A 16850-nucleotide genomic window follows, 5' to 3' on the forward strand; every position below is an offset into this window, starting at 1 on the left:
TATAATGAGCCGCATGCCGCGTATCTCGAATGCCACTCCACGCGCCTCGCGCAATACCCGCAACGGACCTTCCCCGCTGCAGACACGACTATCCTCGCTGCTGCGCGAGGCCCGTTGGATCCTCTTTGCCGCCCTGGCGGCCTGGCTGACCCTGGTGCTGGCCACCTGGAACGCCGCCGACCCCGGCTGGTCGCACTCGGTGCCCGCCGGCGCGGTGCACAACCGCGGCGGCATGTTGGGCGCCTATCTGGCCGACATCCTGCTCTATCTGTTCGGATTTTCCGCCTGGTGGTGGGTGGTGTTGCTTTTGCACCGCGTCCGGGCCGGTTATCGCCGCCTGGCCAGCCAACTTAAAGTTACCAATAGTAAGCAACCCGAAGTCCTGCCCCGCGTTCACTGGGAAGAGGGCATCGGCTTCTTCCTGCTGATGGTCGGTTCGCTCGGCATGGAGGCCCTGCGCCTGCCCAGCCGTGGCATGCACCTGCCCGGCGCGTCCGAGCACGCCAGCGGCGCGGGCGGCGTCATCGGCCATACGCTGGCCGACCTGATCGGCCGCAGCATCGGCTTCACCGGCAGCACGCTGGCCTTCCTGGTCATGCTGGCCATCGGCCTGAGCCTGTTCTTCTCGTTCTCCTGGCTGAACATCGCCGAGCGGGTCGGCGCCTGGATCGAAGGCATGGTGTTTCGCGTGCGCAGCTCCTATGCCGCGCGCGAGGACCGCAAGGTCGGCGAAGTGGCCAAGGCCGTGCGCACCGAGCAGGTGGTGGCCAAGCAGGAAAAGCTGGTCCACGAGCAGCCTGTGCGCATCGAGCCCGCCATCACCGTGGTGCCTAAGTCCGAGCGCGTGGAAAAGGAAAAGCAGCAGTCGCTGTTCTTCGCCCCGCCGCCGGGCGCCGAGGGCGACCTGCCCGCCATCAGCCTGCTCGACCCGCCGCCGCCCAACCAGGAAACCGTGTCGGCCGAGACCATCGAATTCACCTCGCGCCTGATCGAAAAGAAGCTGGCCGACTTCGGCGTGTCCGTCACCGTGGTGGCGGCGCAGGCGGGCCCTGTCATCACGCGCTACGAAATCGAGCCGGCCACTGGCGTCAAGGGTAGCCAGATCGTCAACCTGGCCAAGGACCTGGCGCGCGCGCTCAGCCTGGTCAGCATCCGGGTGGTGGAAACCATACCCGGCAAGAACCTGATGGGCCTGGAACTGCCCAACCCGCGCCGCCAGATGGTCAAGCTGTCGGAAATCCTGGGTTCGCAGACCTACCACGCCAGCCACTCGGTGGTGACGATGGCGCTGGGCAAGGACATCGCCGGCAATCCGGTGGTGGCCGACCTGGCCAAGATGCCTCACCTGCTGGTGGCCGGCACCACCGGCTCCGGCAAGTCGGTCGGGATCAACGCCATGATCCTGTCGCTCCTGTACAAGGCCGACGCCTCGCACACCCGTCTGATCCTGATCGATCCGAAGATGCTCGAAATGAGCGTCTACGAAGGCATTCCGCACCTGCTGGCGCCGGTGGTCACGGACATGCGCCAGGCCGGCAACGCGCTGAACTGGTGCGTGGGCGAAATGGAAAAGCGCTACCGCCTGATGAGCAAGATGGGCGTGCGCAACCTGGCCGGCTACAACACCAAGATCCGCGACGCCATCAAGCGCGAGGAACCCATCCCCAATCCGTTCTCGCTGACGCCCGACCAGCCCGAGCCGCTGGCGCCGCTGCCCACCATCGTGGTGGTCATCGACGAGCTGGCCGACCTGATGATGGTGGTGGGCAAGAAGATCGAAGAGCTGATCGCGCGCCTGGCGCAGAAGGCGCGCGCCGCTGGCATCCACCTGATCCTGGCCACCCAGCGCCCCAGCGTGGACGTGATTACCGGCCTGATCAAGGCCAACATCCCGACCCGCATCGCCTTTCAGGTCTCGTCCAAGATCGACTCGCGCACCATTCTCGACCAGATGGGCGCGGAAACCCTGCTGGGCCAGGGCGACATGCTCTACATGCCGCCGGGCACCGGCCTGCCGGTGCGCGTGCACGGCGCCTTTGTCAGCGACGATGAAGTCCACCGCGTGGTCGAGAGCCTGAAGGCCCAGGGCGAGCCGAACTACATCGAAGGCCTGCTCGAGGGCGGCCTGGATGGCGACGGCGCGGAAGGCGCGGGCAGCGTCACCGGCATCGGCGGCGACGCCGAGTCGGACCCCATGTACGACCAGGCCTGCGAAGTGGTGCTCAAGCACCGCCGCGCGTCCATTTCGCTGGTGCAGCGCCATCTGCGGATTGGTTACAACCGCGCGGCCCGGTTACTGGAGCAGATGGAGCAATCGGGTATGGTGTCGGCGATGCAGTCCAATGGCAACCGGGACATCCTGGTGCCGGCCGCAGCCCGAGAGGAAGCATGATGAAGATGTTCCAAGGCCTGGCCGCCGCGGCGGCCCTGTGCATGGCTTCGATCCTGGCATCCGCGCCCGCCGCGGCCGCCAGCGCGCAGGAGCAGCTGCGCGATTTCGTCGGCAAGGTGAACGGGGCCACCGGCTCGTTCTCGCAATACACGGTGAACGCCCAGGGCCGCACCCAGCCGGCGCAAACCGGCACGTTCTCGTTCCAGCGCCCCGGCAAGTTCAAGTGGGCGGTGCAGAAGCCCTACGAGCAGCTGGTGATCTCGGATGGCGCCAAGGTCTATCAGTACGATCCGGACCTGCTGCAAGTGACCGAACGCAAGGTCGACGCGGCCATCGGCACCTCGCCCGCCGCGATCCTGTTCGGCTCGGGCTCGCTGGAGCAGTCGTTCGAGGTGTCGGCGCTGCCGTCCAAGGACGGCCTGGACTGGCTGCGCGCCAAGCCGCGCAACGCCGACGCCGGTTTTTCGCGCGTGGATATCGGTTTGAAGGACAACCTGCCGGCGCGCGTCGAGCTGCTGGATTCCTTCGGCCAGACGACGCGGGTGGACCTGTCGGGCATCACCCCGAATCCGTCCATCGGCGCCAAGGAATTCCAGTTCACCGCGCCCAAGGGCGTGGATGTGGTCAAGATGTAGACGGACGTAGGCAGCGCCACGCCACCCCAAAAACAAACGGCCCCACGAAGGATTCGTGGGGCCGTTTGCTTTGGAGTACGACAGGCGTGGAGGCGCGTGCGCTGGCGTCGCTAGCCAGGCCGCGCGGATCCGGCTCCGCCGGTCCGCAGCGGCGCCCCCCTGGGGGGGAAGCGCGCAGCGCTTCGGGGGGGGTCACCTCTTATACGCCACGCAATCGATCTCGACCTTGGCGTCCACCATCAGCGGCGACTGCACGCAGGCGCGCGCCGGCGGGTTTTCGCCGAAGTACTCCTTGAACACCTTGTTGAACGACGGAAAGTCGCGCGCGTCGTCCAGCCACACGCCGCAGCGGACCACGTGCTCGGGGCCGTAGCCGGCTTCCTTCAGGATGGCCAGCACCTGCTGGATGGCCTTGTGCGACTGGGCCACGGTGCCGCCCTCGATGACTTCGCCGTTTTCCATGGGGACCTGGCCCGACACGTACAGCCAGCCGTCGGCTGCCACGGCGCGGGCGAAGGGCATGTGCGAGCCGCCCTGGCCGGTGCCGCCGGCCACGCCGTAGCGGGTGATGCCGTTGCTGTCGGTGGTGGAGGAATTGCTCATGATGTGCTCCTTGCTTAGAGAGTGGGAGAGGACGCCGCCGCGAAGCTCGCGCGCAGGTCGCCATTGCGCGGCAGCCAACGGCCGGCGCGTTCGCCGGTGGGCTGCCCGTGTAGATAGGACAGGGCGCCGTTGACCCAGACCGCCTCGATGCCGGCCGCCGCCTGGACGGGATCGGCGAAGGTGGCGCGGTCGATCACGGTGTCCGGATTGAACAGCACTACGTCGGCGTGATAGCCCTCGCGGATCAGGCCGCGTCCGGCCAGGCCATAGCGCGCGGCCGACAGGCCGGTCATCTTGTGCACCGCCTGGTTCAGCGGGAACAGGCCGGCGTCGCGGCTGTAGTGGCCGAGCACGCGCGGGAAGGCGCCCCACAGCCGGGGATGCGGCTTGGGATCGTTGGGCAGGCCGTCCGAGCCCACCATCGTGAGCGGATGCGACAGCACGCGCCGCACGTCGTCTTCGTGCATGTTGTGGTAGACGGCGCCGGCCGGTTGCAGGCGTCTGGCCGCTTCCAGCAGCGTCACGTTCCAGTCGGCGGCGATCTCGGCCAGCTTGCGCCCGGCCTGGTCCGGATGTGGCGCCGACCAGTTGATGATGATGTCGAACTCGTCCGTGACCTGCTTCAGGTCCAGCGTGGACGAGCTGGCGGAATAGGGATAGCAATCGCAGCCCACGCGCTGCATCTTGCCGGCGTTCTCCAGCTTGAACAGCACTTCCTTCGTGCGGCCCCAGTTGCCGGCGCCGGCGCATTTCAGGTGCGACACCACCACCGGCACGCGCGCGTGCAGGGCGATGTCGAACGCTTCCTGCATGGCTTCCAGGATGGCGGCGAACTCCGAGCGCAGGTGCGTGGTGTAGAGCGCGCCGAACTCGTCCAGCGCCTCGGCCAGCAGCTTGACCTCTTCGGTGTCGGCCTCGATGGCCGAGCCGTAGGCCAGGCCGGTGCTCAGGCCGATGGCGCCGTGCGCCAGCGCCTCGCGCAGTTGCTCGCGCATGGCCAGGACTTCGTCGCGGGTGGCGCTGCGGTCCAGCCGGTCCATGTGGTTGTTGCGCAGGGCGGTGTGGCCCACCAGCGCCGCCACGTTCACCGCCGGCTGCGCGGCCTCGATGGCGCGCGTGTAGTCGGCGAAGCTGGGATAGCTGAAATCCTCGCGCGCGCCCAGCAGGTTCATGGGATCCGGCGGCTCGCCGCGCAGCGAGACGGGCGAGGCGCTGATGCCGCAATTGCCCACCACCACAGTGGTCACGCCCTGCGAGAGCTTGGGCAGCATGCCCGGCGTGCGGATGACGTTGGTGTCGTCGTGCGTGTGCACGTCGATGAAACCCGGCGCCAGCGCCAGGCCGTCGCCGTCGACCACGTGCCGCGCCTGGGCGTCGGGCAGCTCGCCGATGGCCGCGATGCGTCCGCCTTCCAGCGCCACGCTGGCGCGGTATTCGGCCTGGCCGCTGCCGTCCAGCACGCGCACGTCGCGTATGAGAGTGTCAAACATCTTCTGTTCCAGGTTCAATCGCCCAGCGGCAGCCGGTTCGGGCCGCCGCGGTAGCCGTCCAGCGCCAGCTTGATGCGGCGCAGGCGTTCACGGTTTTCTTCTTGATGCAGCATGGCCAGTTCGGTGGCCAGCAGGTCGATCGCCAGCATCATGGCGTAGCGCGAGGCCGAGGGCTTGTAGATGAAGTCGGTCTCGTCGGTGCGGATCGGCAGCACCACGTCGGCCATCTCAGCCAGCGGCGAGGTCGCGTCGGTGATGGCGACGATGCGGGCGCGGTACTGCTTGACGATGCGCGCCGCGCCCAGGATCTCGGGCGTCAGACCCGAGGCCGACAGGATCAGCACCGCGTCGCGCTCGTCCAGCGTGGCCGCGACCATGCGCAGCAGCACCGCGTCGGTGTAGACCGCGATGGGATAGCCCAGCCGCACCAGCCGCGACTGCACTTCCTGCGCCAGCACGGCGGACGCGCCGCCCATGCCGAACACGTAGATCATGCGCGCCTCGTGCGCGATGGCCGTGGCCTGGCCGAACAGTTGCTCGGTGAAGGTCGGCAGGTGCGCGCGCAGCGTGCTTTCGATGTCGGCGTAGATGCGCGCGTAGAACGTGCTTTCCTCGGCCGGCGCGGTGGGGTCCAGGAAGCGGCTGCCCACGGTGCTGGCCTGGGCCAGCTTCATCTTCAGGTCGCGGGTGTCTTCGCAGCCCACCGTGCGGGCGAAGCGCGAGATCGTGGCGATGCTGACGCTGGCCTTGGCGGCCAGCTGGTCGACCGTGGCGCTGGCGCTCCAGATGATGTTGTCCAGGATGGCGTCGGCGACCTTGCGCTCGGTGACGCTCAGGTCGTCGCGCCGGCTGCGTATCTGGAAAACGATGTCGCGGATGTTGTTCTTCATGGGAAGGGTCCTGGATCGGGGGCGCAGTCTAGGCCGCCAGCTCGGGATCTCCGAGGCGGATACAGGCCACATGATGCCCCGGGCCGACATTGGCCGCCGGCGGCAGCGGCGCGGCGCAGGCCTCGGTCGCGTGCGGACAGCGGGTGCGGAACACGCAGCCCGACGGCGGGTTGACCGGGCTGGGAATGTCGCCCTTGAGCAGGATGCGCGAGCGCGGCGCGCGCGGGTCCGGCACCGGCGCGGCCGACAGCAGGGCGCGAGTATAGGGGTGGCGCGGCCGGGCGTATACCTCGCTGGTGGGGCCACGTTCCATCACGCGGCCCAGGTACATCACCACGACTTCGTCGCACAGGTAGTCCACCACCGCCAGGTCGTGGGCCACGAACAGCATGGTCAGGCCCAGGTCGCGCTGCAGGTCCTGCAGCAGGTTCAGCACCTGCGCCTGGACCGACACGTCCAGCGCCGAGACCGGCTCGTCGGCCACGATGAAGTCCGGCTCCACCGCCAGCGCGCGGGCGATGCCGATGCGCTGGCGCTGGCCGCCCGAGAACTCGTGCGGATAGCGGCGCGCGTGGTCGGCGTTCAGGCCGACGCGTTCGAGCAGTTCGCCGATGCGGGCCGCGCGGCGGTTCTGCGCCAGCTTGTGCGTGTCCAGCGCCTCGCCCAGGATCTCGGAGACCGTCATGCGCGGGTTGAGGCTGGCGTAGGGATCCTGGAACACGATCTGCATGCGGCGGCGCCACGGCAGCATCTGCTTTTCACTGAGGTTCGTGATGTCCTGGCCGTCGAACAGGATGCGGCCGGCGGTCGGCGCGAACAGGCGCAGCAGCGCGCGGCCGGTGGTGGTCTTGCCCGAGCCTGACTCGCCGACCAGGCCGACGATGGTGTTGCGCGGCACGTCGAAGGTGACGCCGTCCACCGCCTTGACCATGGGCGCGTTGCGCGACTGCGAGGTCGGGAAATGGACCTTCAGTTCCTCGATGCGCACCAGCGGATCCGCGGCGCGGACGACGGGCTGGCGCGAGCGGCCGGCGGCGGCCGGCTCCAGGGCCGGCGTCGCGGGAATCTCGTTCTGGGGGAGGGCGTTCATAGCGGAGTCACCTTGATGCAGCGCGCACGGTGCTCGGGCTGCACCGGAATCAGTTCGGGCACGTCGCGGCGGCAGCTGTCGTCGGCCTGCGGGCAGCGCGGCGCGAAGGTACAGCCGGCCGGCAGCGACAGCACGCTGGGCACGTTGCCGGGAATCGCGCGCAGCCGTTCGCCCGAGGCCAGCAGGGCGGCGGTGGGCAGGCAGGACAGCAGGCCGCGCGTGTACGGATGCGTGGGCTTCTCGAACAGATCGTAGACGCCCGCGTCCTCGACCACGCGGCCGGCGTACATCACCGCCACGCGGTGCGCGATCTCGGCCACCACGCCCAGGTTGTGGGTAATGAACAGGATGCTCATGTTCATCTCGGCCTGCAGGCGACGCAGCAGGTCCAGGATCTGCGCCTGCACGGTCACGTCCAGCGCGGTGGTCGGCTCGTCGGCGATCAGCACCGCCGGGTTGCAGGCCAGGGCCAGCGCGATCATCACGCGCTGGCGCATGCCGCCGGACATCTGGTGCGGGTACTCGTTGACGCGGCGCTCGGCCGCCGGAATCTCGACGCGCTCCAGCATTTCGCGGGCGCGGCGCAGGGCGTCGGCGCGCGAGCCGCCTTCATGCAGCAGAATGGCCTCGGCGATCTGGTCGCCCACCGTGTACAGCGGGTTCAGACTGGTCATGGGCTCCTGGAAGATCATGGCGATCTCGGCGCCACGGATGCGCCGCAGCGTGGCGGGCGTGGCCCGCGCCAGGTCATGCTCCTGGCCCTTGCGGTCGCGGAAGCGGATCTTGCCGGCCTCGATGCGGCCCGCGGGCTTGGGCAGCAGGCCCATGATGGACAGGCTGGTCACGGATTTGCCGGAACCGGACTCGCCCACGATGGCCAGGGTTTCGCCGCGGGCCAGGTCGAAGGTGACGCCGTCCACGGATTTGGCCACGCCGTCGCGGCTGTGGAACCAGGTCTTGAGTCCTTCAACGGACAGCACGACGTCTCGGGTGCTTGCCGACATGATCAAAGCTCCTTGCGCAGGCGCGGGTCCAGCACGTCGCGCAGGCCGTCGCCGACCAGCTGCAGCGACAGCACCGAAAGAATGATGGCGATGCCGGGGAAGATCATGATCCAGTCGGCCGAGCCCATGTACTGCTGGCCGGCGTTGATCATGGTGCCCCAGGTGGGAATGTCGGGCGATACGCCCACGCCCAGGAACGACAGGCCGGCTTCGGCCAGGATCGCGTAGGCGAAGATGAAGGTGCCCTGCACCAGGATGGGCGACACCAGGTTGCGCAGCACGTGCACGCTGATGATGCGCCAGGTCGGCACACCCAGCGCGCGCGCGGCCTCCACGAAGGGCAGCTCGCGGATCACCAGCGTCGAGGCGCGCACGATGCGGGCCAGGCGCGGCGTGTACACGATGCCCAGCGCGATCACCACGTTGGTCAGCGACGGACCCAGCGCGGCCACCAGCGAGATCGCCAGCAGGATGTCCGGGAAGGCCATCATGGCGTCGATCACGCGCGAGACGATCTTGTCGGCCGAGCGGAAGAAGCCGGCGACCAGGCCCAGCGCGATGCCCAGCACGCTGGACAGCACCACCACCGAGAAGCCCACCGTCAGCGACAGCCGGCCGCCGTGGATCACGCGGCTGAATACGTCGCGGCCGAAATCGTCGGTGCCGAACCAGTGCGCGGCGCCGGGCGCCTTGAGCCGGTTCATGATGGACAGCTTCATGGGGTCGTAGGGGCTGACCCAGGGGGCCAGCAGCGCGGCGCCGATCAGCACGATCAGCACGATCAGGCTGATCAGCACGGTCTTGCGCGAAACCAGCAGGCGCAGCACCTGCCAGCGGTCCGCGCCGCCGGGAGTTGCGGTAATTGCATTCGTCATATCAGTGCTCCAAAACGCCACGCGTTGCCGACAACGCACGAGAGGATGCAGCCCCATCGGGATGCCGCGGAGCCGGCTTTGCCGGTCCGCCGGCATGCCCCCTCGAGGGGGAAGCGCGCAGCGCTGCGGGGGTGGGCCTCCATCGGGGGTGGGCCTCCATCAATAGCGGACGCGGGGGTCCACCAGTAGGTACAGCAGGTCGATGAACAGATTGATCAGCACGTAGATCGCCGCGATGATCAGCAGCGCGCCCTGGATCACCGGGTAGTCGCGCCGCAACACCGCCGACACCACCAGGCTGCCCACGCCGGGCAGGCCGAACACGGTCTCGGTCACGACCGCGCCGCTGATCAGCAGCGCCGTGGTCAGGCCCAGCACCGTCAGGATGGGGATGAGCGCGTTGCGCACCGCGTGCTTGAGGATCACCTGGCCTTCCGGCAGGCCCTTGGCGCGGGCGGTGCGCACGTAGTCGTCGCGCAGCACGTCCAGCATGCTGGCGCGGATGAAACGGGTGATCAGCGCCGAGTTCACCAGGCCCAGCACCACCGCGGGCAGGATCAGGTGCGACAGCCGCGTCGCCAGCGAGGCGTCCGGGCCGCCGTAGCCGGCCACCGGCAGCCAGCCGAGCTTCACCGAGAAGACCTGCATCAGCAACAGGCCCAGCCAGAAGCTGGGCACGCTGGAGGTGAACATCGAGAACGACAGCACCGACTGGTCCAGCGTGGTGCCGCGCTTGACGGCGGACAGGATGCCCACCGGCAGCGCGATGGCGCTGGCGATGATGAGTGACATCAGCGTCAGCAGCAGCGTGGGTTCGGCGCGGTCGGCCAACGCCGACAGCACCGGCTTGTTCATGAAGATGGATTGCCCCAGGTCGCCCTGGACCAGCTTGCCCAGCCAGCTCACGTACTGCACGGCGAAGGGCTGGTCCAGTCCGAGCTGCGCGCGCAGCGCGTCGATGTCCTGCTGGCTGGCCTGGGGGCCCAGCATGACGGCGGCCGGATCGCCCGGCGTGATGCGGATGATCACGAACACGATGGTCGCGACGATGAACATCACGGCCACCAGCCCGACCAGCCGGTTCAAGAGATAACGCAACACGATGGTGTCCTAGATCAAGGCGAAAACTCGGGGCATTCCTGCAAGGGCGGGGCGGCGACCCGATCGGCCCGCCGCCCCGCGCATCGCTTACTTGGCGCTCTTCCAGGCATTCCAGAAGAACGGCCATGGCGCCGGCTTGGTGCCCTGCAGCGACGACGAGCGCGCGCCCTGGGCGTTGAAGTCCCCGACCTTGATGAAGGGGATCTCGTCATACACGGCCTGCTGCACGTCGGCCCAGCGCTTGACGCGTTCTTCCTGGGTGCGCGCCTGGTTGTACGCATCCATGACCTGGGCGCGGCGCGGCGTGTCCCACCAGCCCGGCGCGTCCTTGGACGGGAAGTCGATCAGGGCGGGCTCGGGCAGGAACACGCTGTGGGTGATGAAGATGTCCCACACGGCCGGATCCTGGCGGCGCTGCGTCAGCGTGGCCCAGTCCACCACCTGCATGTCCACCGTGAAGCCTGCGGCCTTCAGGTACTCGGCGGCGACCAGCGCCATCTTGTAGTGGAACTCGTACTGCTGGCTGGTCAGGATGCGGATCTTCTTGTCGGCGACGTTGGCGCCGTCCAGCAGCTTCTTGGCGGCGGCGGTGTCGGCCTTGTTGTAGACCTTGCCGCCCAGCGACGTGGCCCAGGGGTAGCCCTCGGGGTACAGGTCGCCGTTGAGCTTGTAGAACTCCTTGTTGCCGAAGGCGGCGAACAGCATGTCCTCTTCGTTCAGCGCCAGCTGCACGGCCTGGCGCACGGCCAGGTTGGACATGATGCCCTGCTTGGTGTTGAGCACCAGGCGCGGCCAGCCGAAAGGCTTGAGCATGACCGGATCGGAGCGGCCGCCCTTGAGCTTGTCCAGCGATTCCACCGGCAGCGAGTCGACGTAGTCGAACTGGCCGGCCACGGCGGCTTCGGTGCGGGTGTTGGCGTTGCTCACCGGCACGAAGCGGATTTCGTCCAGGTACTGCTTGCGGGCGCCGCCGTAGCCGTCGGGCTCGCCTTCGCGCTGCTTGTAGCCGTCGAAGCGCACCAGCTGGATGTACTGGTCCGGCACGCGCGCCTTGAGTTGGTAAGGACCGGTGCCGACGATCTCGGTCAGGACCGGGGCGATCTTGCCCTTGGGCATGATGACGGCGGCGGCGTTGTTCATGGCCAGCAGCGCGGTCAGCGGCGAGTAGGGCTGCTTGAGCGTGATGCGGATGGTGTTGGCGTCGGGCGCCTCGATGCTGGAGATGACCTTGGCCGCGCCCTTGCCGCGCGTGGCGGTTTCGGTCCAACGCTTGAGCGAGGCCAGCACGTCGGACGAATCCATCTTCGAGCCGTCGTGGAAGGTGATGCCCTGGCGCAGCGGAATCGTGTAGACCAGGCCGTCGGCGCTGATCTCGGGCATCTTGTCGGCCAGCAGCGGGGTCAGGTTCCACTGGGCGTCGAAGGTGTACAGCGTTTCGAAGAAATGCTGCGTCAGGATGCCGACCAGATCGGCGGTGCTGCTCATCGGATCCAGCGTCGGCGGCTCGCCGATGGTGGCGACCGAGATCGTGCCTCCCTTGACCGGCGTCGGGGCGCTGAAGGCAGGGGCGGACAGGGTGGTCAAGCCGATGGCGCCGGCCAGCAGCAGGCGTTGCAGCCCGCCGCGCCGGGAGGTGCGGAAGTTCATGTCTCTCTCCAGAGGGTCAAAAACAGTTGTCGCGTGATTCAGGAAAGCGCCGGGCCGTCCCAAGTTTTTCCCCCTTGGGGGCCTGGCGCATTACCGCAGGGGGCGCTTCTTAGAAAAATGTTTCCGCGACGTCGATGACGCGGTACTGCTCGTCCACCAGCAGGACCTGGCGCCACTTGTCGAACGTCAGGCAGGGATGGGAGATATCGAAGGCGATCATGTCGCCGACCTGGATGTCGTCGCCTTCGCTGATCTGCATGAAGGCATGCTGATCCATCATGGCCGTCAGCTTCCAGTGCGCCGGGGCGGCGCCGGGGGCGGCCTGGCCGGGACGGTAGCGCTGGGCCGGCGTGGGCAGGCCGGCGTCGAAAGCGGCGTCGCGCTTGCCCAGCGCGATGATGGCGCGGCCCGGCTCGGGCAGCGATTGCACATAGGCCCAGACCTGCAGCGCGGGCTGCAGGCCCGGGTCCATCTTGCGGGCCACGGGGTTGTGCGCGTTGATGCGCTCGGCGGCCGAGCGGTAGACGCCCACGTCGTGCGACAGGTAGCAACCGGGGCGCAGCACCACGTCCAGCGGCGCGCCGATATCCAGGTTCGAGAATTCCTCGGCCACCACGTCGAACCAGGCCGAGCCGGCGCCGGAGATCAGTGCCGGGCCGTTCTTGCGCAGGCGGCCCGCTTCGGCCAGGCCGCGCAGCGCGCCGGTGGCGCGGCGCAGGAAGGCGCGGATGGCCTGTTCTTCCTGCAGCACGCCCTCGTAGACTTCGATGCCGGCCAGGGCCAGCGCGGGCCAGCGGGCGATCTCGTCGGCCACCGCCTGGAATTGCGCGTCGTCGCGCACGCCGGTGCGGCCGCCGGCCGGGCCCAGCTCGATCAGCACGGGCAGCGTCAGGCCCTGTTCGCCGAAGTAGGCGCCCAGGTGGGCGGCATTGGCCGGCGAATCGATGATGCAGAAATAGGTGAAGTCCGGATCCTGGCGCAGGATGCGGGCGATGATGGCCATGTTGGCGCGGCCCACCAGCTGGTTGGCCATCAGCACGCGGCGGATGCCGTGGTTGTGTGCGGCCTGCACCTGGGGCGCGTTCGCCAGCGTGATGCCCCAGGCGCCGCCGTCGATCTGGCGCTGGAACAGGGCCGGGCTCATGGTGGTCTTGCCGTGCGGCGCCAGCTTGACGCGGTAGGCTTCCATGAAGCGCTGCATCCATTGCAGGTTGTGGCGCACGCGGGCTTCGTACAGCACGGCGGCCGGCAGGCTGACGTCCTCGGCCAGCAGATTCCAGCCCAGGTCCGCCACGCCGGCGGTGGTACAGGAAGCCGGGAAGGCGCCGAGGCCTTTGCCGTTCACGTCCAGGGGGGCTGCGGGGAAGGAGGAGATGCTCATGGCGCTGGCGGGTCTTGGTGGGCAGTCTTGGAAAATATTTACGGGAAATCCGTTTTTTTTCATTATCGTGAAAGAAATTTACAAGCGGGAGCTGGGGGTTTCCCTAAGACGCCCGTCTCGGGGCGGAAGGCGCGACAATGGAGGGCCGCGTAGCCGCGCAGGCATCGCCCGCCAGGGCGTCACCGCCCGGCCGCCACTCCGTTTCGAGGAAAAACCATGCTGAAAGTCGCCTTGGGCCAGTTCGCCGTCAGCCGCGTCTGGGAAGAAAACGCCCAGGTCTGCGAGGACCTGATGCGGCGCGCCCGCGAGGCCGGCGCCGGCCTGCTGATCCTGCCGGAAGGCATCCTGGCCCGCGACATCACCGACCCGCAGATCGTGCTCAAGGCGGCCCAGCCGCTGGACGGCCCCTTCGTGTCCCGCCTGCTCGCCGCCAGCCGGGGCTCGCGGCTGGCCACCCTGTTCTGCGTGCACGTGCCCACGGGCGACGGCCGCGTCTGGAATACCCTGGTCACGCTGCGTGACGGCGAGATCATTTCCGAGTACCGCAAGCTGCACCTGTACGACGCCTTCAACATGAAGGAATCGACCAACGTCACGCCGGGCGACCGGATCCCGCTGCTGCTGGAGATCGACGGCCTGAAAATCGGACTGATGACCTGCTACGACGTGCGCTTCCCGGAAATGGCCCGCCGCCTGGCGCTGGACGGCGCCGACCTGCTGGCGCTGCCGGCGGCCTGGGTGCGCGGTTCGCTCAAGGAAAACCACTGGGAAGTGCTGGTGACGGCGCGGGCGCTGGAAAACACCTGCTACGTTGCCGCCACCGGCGAGTGCGGCGAGCGCAACATCGGCCGCAGCATGGTGGTGGATCCGCTGGGCGTGGTGACGGCCAGCGCGGGCGAGGGGCCGGCGCTGGTGGTCGCCGAGATCGATCCCGAGCGGCTGGCGCACGCGCGCAAGGTGCTGCCGGTGCTGGCCAACCGCCGCTTCGCGGCGCCGGAGCTGGCCTGAGCGTCGCTGGCGGGGCGGGGGCCGGCGTCCGCCCGGCCGGGCGGATTCCCATTGGCCGCCGTGGTGTAATGCTGTCTTGAAACCCTTGCCTTATTCCCCCATCTGCTGCCAATGAGCAACGATCTCTTCGCGGCCGATCCTGCCCATCGGCCTTACGTGCCCCTGGCCGAGCGCCTGCGTCCGCGCACGCTGGCCGACGTGGTCGGGCAGTCGCACCTGCTGGGCCCGGACAAGCCGCTGCGCGTGGCCTTCGAATCGGGCCGGCCGCACTCCATGATCTTCTGGGGGCCGCCCGGCGTGGGCAAGACCACGCTGGCGCGCCTGATGGCCGACGGCTTCGATGCCCAGTTCATCGCCATTTCCGCCGTGCTGGGCGGCGTCAAGGACATCCGCGACGCCGTCACCGTGGCGCAGGTGGCGCAGGGGCAGGGACGGCGCACCATCCTGTTCGTGGACGAGGTGCACCGCTTCAACAATGCAGTCAACCTCCATTAAAATCAACGGCTTACGTAGTCGTTTGTGCGATTATTTGTGCTTGCCACAAGGATTTTGAGCTGAAACCATGTCCGATTTGTTCGCCGTGAAGGCACCCCAGCCCCTAGCCGAAGCACACAAGAAGGTCGGGACATTTTGGTTTTCAATTCCCTAAGGCATTTGCCATTTGGGAGGTCAGTGGTGCCTTCATGTTTGTCATTTCTTCTTCGGAAAAATAGGTATTGAGAAGGCGGTGGTTAGATTAGACTTCTCACACTTTGACTAGTGACGATAGAGGCTGAGATGGAGCAGAGAACACTTCTCTATGATGAGCGGTTCCTGGAGAGCTATGCAGGATCCATCATTACCGACGCAGCCACTGCCATTGTTGAGCTGGTAGCCAATTGCTGGGATGCCTACGCTACCGAAGTGAATGTCTCTTGGCCTGACGCGTCGATAGAACGACAGTTCAAGATAAGCGACAACGGTCATGGCATGACTCGCGATGAGTTCCAGTACATCTGGCGCACGATTGCCTATAACCGCCTTTCATCGGGCACGGCTACTACTGTTCCGCCTGACGACGTTCAGGGTGCCCCTCGTCTTGTGTTTGGCAAGAACGGAAAGGGGCGATTTGCTAGTTTTTGCTTCGCCTCTGAATACCTCATTACCTCGCGGAAGGATGGTCAAGAATTCGTGTGTCGTGTCCATCGAACCGCCACTGATCCGCTCGTGCTTGAAGAGATCTCTTTTAGAGACACGGGTGTTGTCGGACATGGGACAGAGATCGTCGGGAACGGTGTTATCCCACAATTTGTGTTCACGGCCGAAAAAGCACGTGAATTAATTGGCAGTCGATTTCTCGCCAACCCGTCGTTTAAAGTAAAGCTCAATGGGAGCGAGATCACCTTCAATGACATCCCCGACCTCCTCTCCCAGAGCGAAGTGTCCGTCGATGGGTATGGTAAGGCCATCATTCTTCATATCGATACGAAAAAAGCAGATAAAACGACGAAGCAGCATGGCTTGGCTTGGTGGGTGCAGGGGAGAGCTGTTGGTCAGTGCAGATGGAGTCGAAGTGACTACGAGCGGGTCCTTGACGGTCGGACATCTGAGGCGAAGCGTTTCACCTTTATCGTCCAAGCAGACTACCTTAATGCGTACGATGCCGTTCAGGGTGATTGGAGTGGTTTCAAGGATGAAAACGATGCGTGGGTGAAGACGCGTGAGGCAGTGCAAGACCGAGTCCGTCAAATCATCTTCCATGCTAGCAAGACCGAAAGGGAGACTCGCCGCAGCTCCGTGATTGAGAAGATCGGCAGCACGATGAACGCCTTGTCTCTCGTAAGCAAAGATAGAGTTGAAAGCTTCGTTAACGAGGTCATTGATACATGCCCGAATTTTGGCGAGGCTGAGATTGTGCAGTTATCCAGCATCCTCGCGAAGTTGGAGCAGTCCAAGTCGCGCTATGGACTGCTCGATCTTCTCCATAAATGTGAGCCGACCGATTACGACACCCTCCACGACATACTGAAAGAGTGGACCATTGGCATGGCAAAGCTGGTGCTAGATGAGATCCAAAATCGTTTGAGACTGATCGGTGAATTGCGTACCAAGCTTAAGCAAGTCGGCGTGGATGAGGTCCACGAGTTACAGCCGCTGTTTGAACGGGGATTATGGATGTTTGGAGCTCAATTCGAATCCATTGAGTTCACATCCAATAAGGGCATGACTAACGTCATCAAGACGATTTTTAAGGACGGAGGTGGGAAGGGTACGAGAAATCGCCCGGATTTTGTGGCGTTGCCTGACAGTAGCGTTGGTTTTTATGCTCGTGCGTCGTATGACGATAACCACGACGAAGACGGTGTGGAACACCTGGTCATCATTGATCTGAAGACCACGGGTCTAGTCTTGGGCAGCAAGGAAAAGGACCAAATATGGAAGTATGTGAAGGAGCTGCGCGAAAAGGGCTATCTGAAAAGATACACACGGGTAGACGGTTTCGTTTTGGGCGACAAGATTGAGTACGGTGAAAACGAGCCGACAACCCATGGTGAAGAGGTCAAGATCTCTCCACTGCTGTACGACACCATATTGGTACGAGCCGAAAAAAGATTGCTAAGTCTTCACAGCAAGGTCAAGGACGCTCCGTTTCTGTTAGAACAACAGGATGCTTTGAAAAAATTCTTGGAACCTGTGGAAGTCTCTCAGGAAGAATTCGTTGAAGTCGCCACCGCAGTATTTAAATGATTGTTCT

At 65.8% G+C, this 16850-nt stretch carries 13 protein-coding genes and 1 pseudogene; 5 read left to right on the plus strand and 9 right to left on the minus strand.

Annotated elements, in window-relative coordinates:
• The first annotated feature begins 13 nt into the window (after window positions 1–13).
• Together C2U31_RS11395 and lolA are read left to right on the plus strand one after the other, a co-directional pair.
• Window positions 14–2392, plus strand: coding sequence for a DNA translocase FtsK (locus tag C2U31_RS11395; protein WP_103272888.1), 2379 nt, complete (start codon window positions 14–16; stop codon window positions 2390–2392).
• A complete protein-coding gene (lolA, locus tag C2U31_RS11400) occupies window positions 2392–3027 on the plus strand; it encodes an outer membrane lipoprotein chaperone LolA (protein ID WP_103272889.1) in 636 nt (211 codons plus the stop codon). The genes C2U31_RS11395 and lolA overlap by 1 nt, the downstream gene beginning before the upstream one ends.
• Before the next feature lie 192 nt (window positions 3028–3219).
• Here lolA and C2U31_RS11405 read toward each other — a convergent pair whose 3' ends face one another.
• The 9 genes from C2U31_RS11405 to C2U31_RS11445 all read right to left on the minus strand — a co-directional run bounded on the left by C2U31_RS11405 (window position 3220) and on the right by C2U31_RS11445 (window position 13108).
• Entirely contained in the window at window positions 3220–3630 is a 411-nt protein-coding gene (locus C2U31_RS11405) for a RidA family protein (RefSeq protein WP_103272890.1), read from the minus strand.
• Window positions 3631–3644: 14 nt separating this feature from the next.
• Window positions 3645–5120: an amidohydrolase family protein gene (locus C2U31_RS11410; RefSeq protein ID WP_103272891.1), complete on the minus strand. Its 1476-nt coding sequence runs from the start codon at window positions 5118–5120 to the stop codon at window positions 3645–3647.
• Between the two features lie 14 nt (window positions 5121–5134).
• On the minus strand, window positions 5135–6010 hold the full coding sequence (locus C2U31_RS11415) for a MurR/RpiR family transcriptional regulator (RefSeq protein WP_103272892.1): 876 nt from the start codon (window positions 6008–6010) through the stop codon (window positions 5135–5137).
• A 28-nt stretch (window positions 6011–6038) separates the two neighbouring features.
• Window positions 6039–7100 (minus strand): ABC transporter ATP-binding protein, encoded by a 1062-nt coding sequence (locus tag C2U31_RS11420; protein WP_233772736.1) that lies wholly within the window; start codon window positions 7098–7100, stop codon window positions 6039–6041.
• Complete coding sequence (locus C2U31_RS11425) at window positions 7097–8104, minus strand: ABC transporter ATP-binding protein (protein ID WP_103272893.1); 1008 nt, start codon at window positions 8102–8104, stop codon at window positions 7097–7099. The genes C2U31_RS11420 and C2U31_RS11425 overlap by 4 nt, the downstream gene beginning before the upstream one ends.
• A gap of 2 nt (window positions 8105–8106) precedes the next feature.
• Window positions 8107–8979 carry an ABC transporter permease gene (locus tag C2U31_RS11430; protein WP_103272894.1) on the minus strand — a complete coding sequence of 291 codons (873 nt, stop codon included), beginning with the start codon at window positions 8977–8979 and terminating at the stop codon, window positions 8107–8109.
• Window positions 8980–9138: 159 nt separating this feature from the next.
• On the minus strand, window positions 9139–10080 hold the full coding sequence (locus C2U31_RS11435; RefSeq protein WP_103272895.1) for an ABC transporter permease: 942 nt from the start codon (window positions 10078–10080) through the stop codon (window positions 9139–9141).
• An 87-nt stretch (window positions 10081–10167) separates the two neighbouring features.
• On the minus strand, window positions 10168–11727 hold the full coding sequence (locus tag C2U31_RS11440; protein ID WP_103272896.1) for an ABC transporter substrate-binding protein: 1560 nt from the start codon (window positions 11725–11727) through the stop codon (window positions 10168–10170).
• A gap of 109 nt (window positions 11728–11836) precedes the next feature.
• Entirely contained in the window at window positions 11837–13108 is a 1272-nt protein-coding gene (locus tag C2U31_RS11445) for an amino acid deaminase (RefSeq protein ID WP_103272897.1), read from the minus strand.
• A 216-nt stretch (window positions 13109–13324) separates the two neighbouring features.
• Between C2U31_RS11445 and C2U31_RS11450 the strand changes: the two genes are divergently transcribed.
• The 3 genes and pseudogenes from C2U31_RS11450 (at window position 13325) to C2U31_RS11460 (ending at window position 16843) form a co-directional block, all read left to right on the plus strand.
• Window positions 13325–14116, plus strand: coding sequence for a deaminated glutathione amidase (locus C2U31_RS11450; protein ID WP_103272898.1), 792 nt, complete (start codon window positions 13325–13327; stop codon window positions 14114–14116).
• 111 nt (window positions 14117–14227) lie between these two features.
• Window positions 14228–14596, plus strand: a pseudogene (locus tag C2U31_RS11455) (AAA family ATPase); the annotation flags it as partial.
• A gap of 297 nt (window positions 14597–14893) precedes the next feature.
• On the plus strand, window positions 14894–16843 hold the full coding sequence (locus C2U31_RS11460) for an ATP-binding protein (protein WP_103272899.1): 1950 nt from the start codon (window positions 14894–14896) through the stop codon (window positions 16841–16843).
• The last annotated feature ends 7 nt before the right edge of the window (window positions 16844–16850 follow it).

It is taken from the genome of Achromobacter sp. AONIH1 (genome assembly GCF_002902905.1).
Taxonomy (GTDB): domain Bacteria; phylum Pseudomonadota; class Gammaproteobacteria; order Burkholderiales; family Burkholderiaceae_B; genus Achromobacter.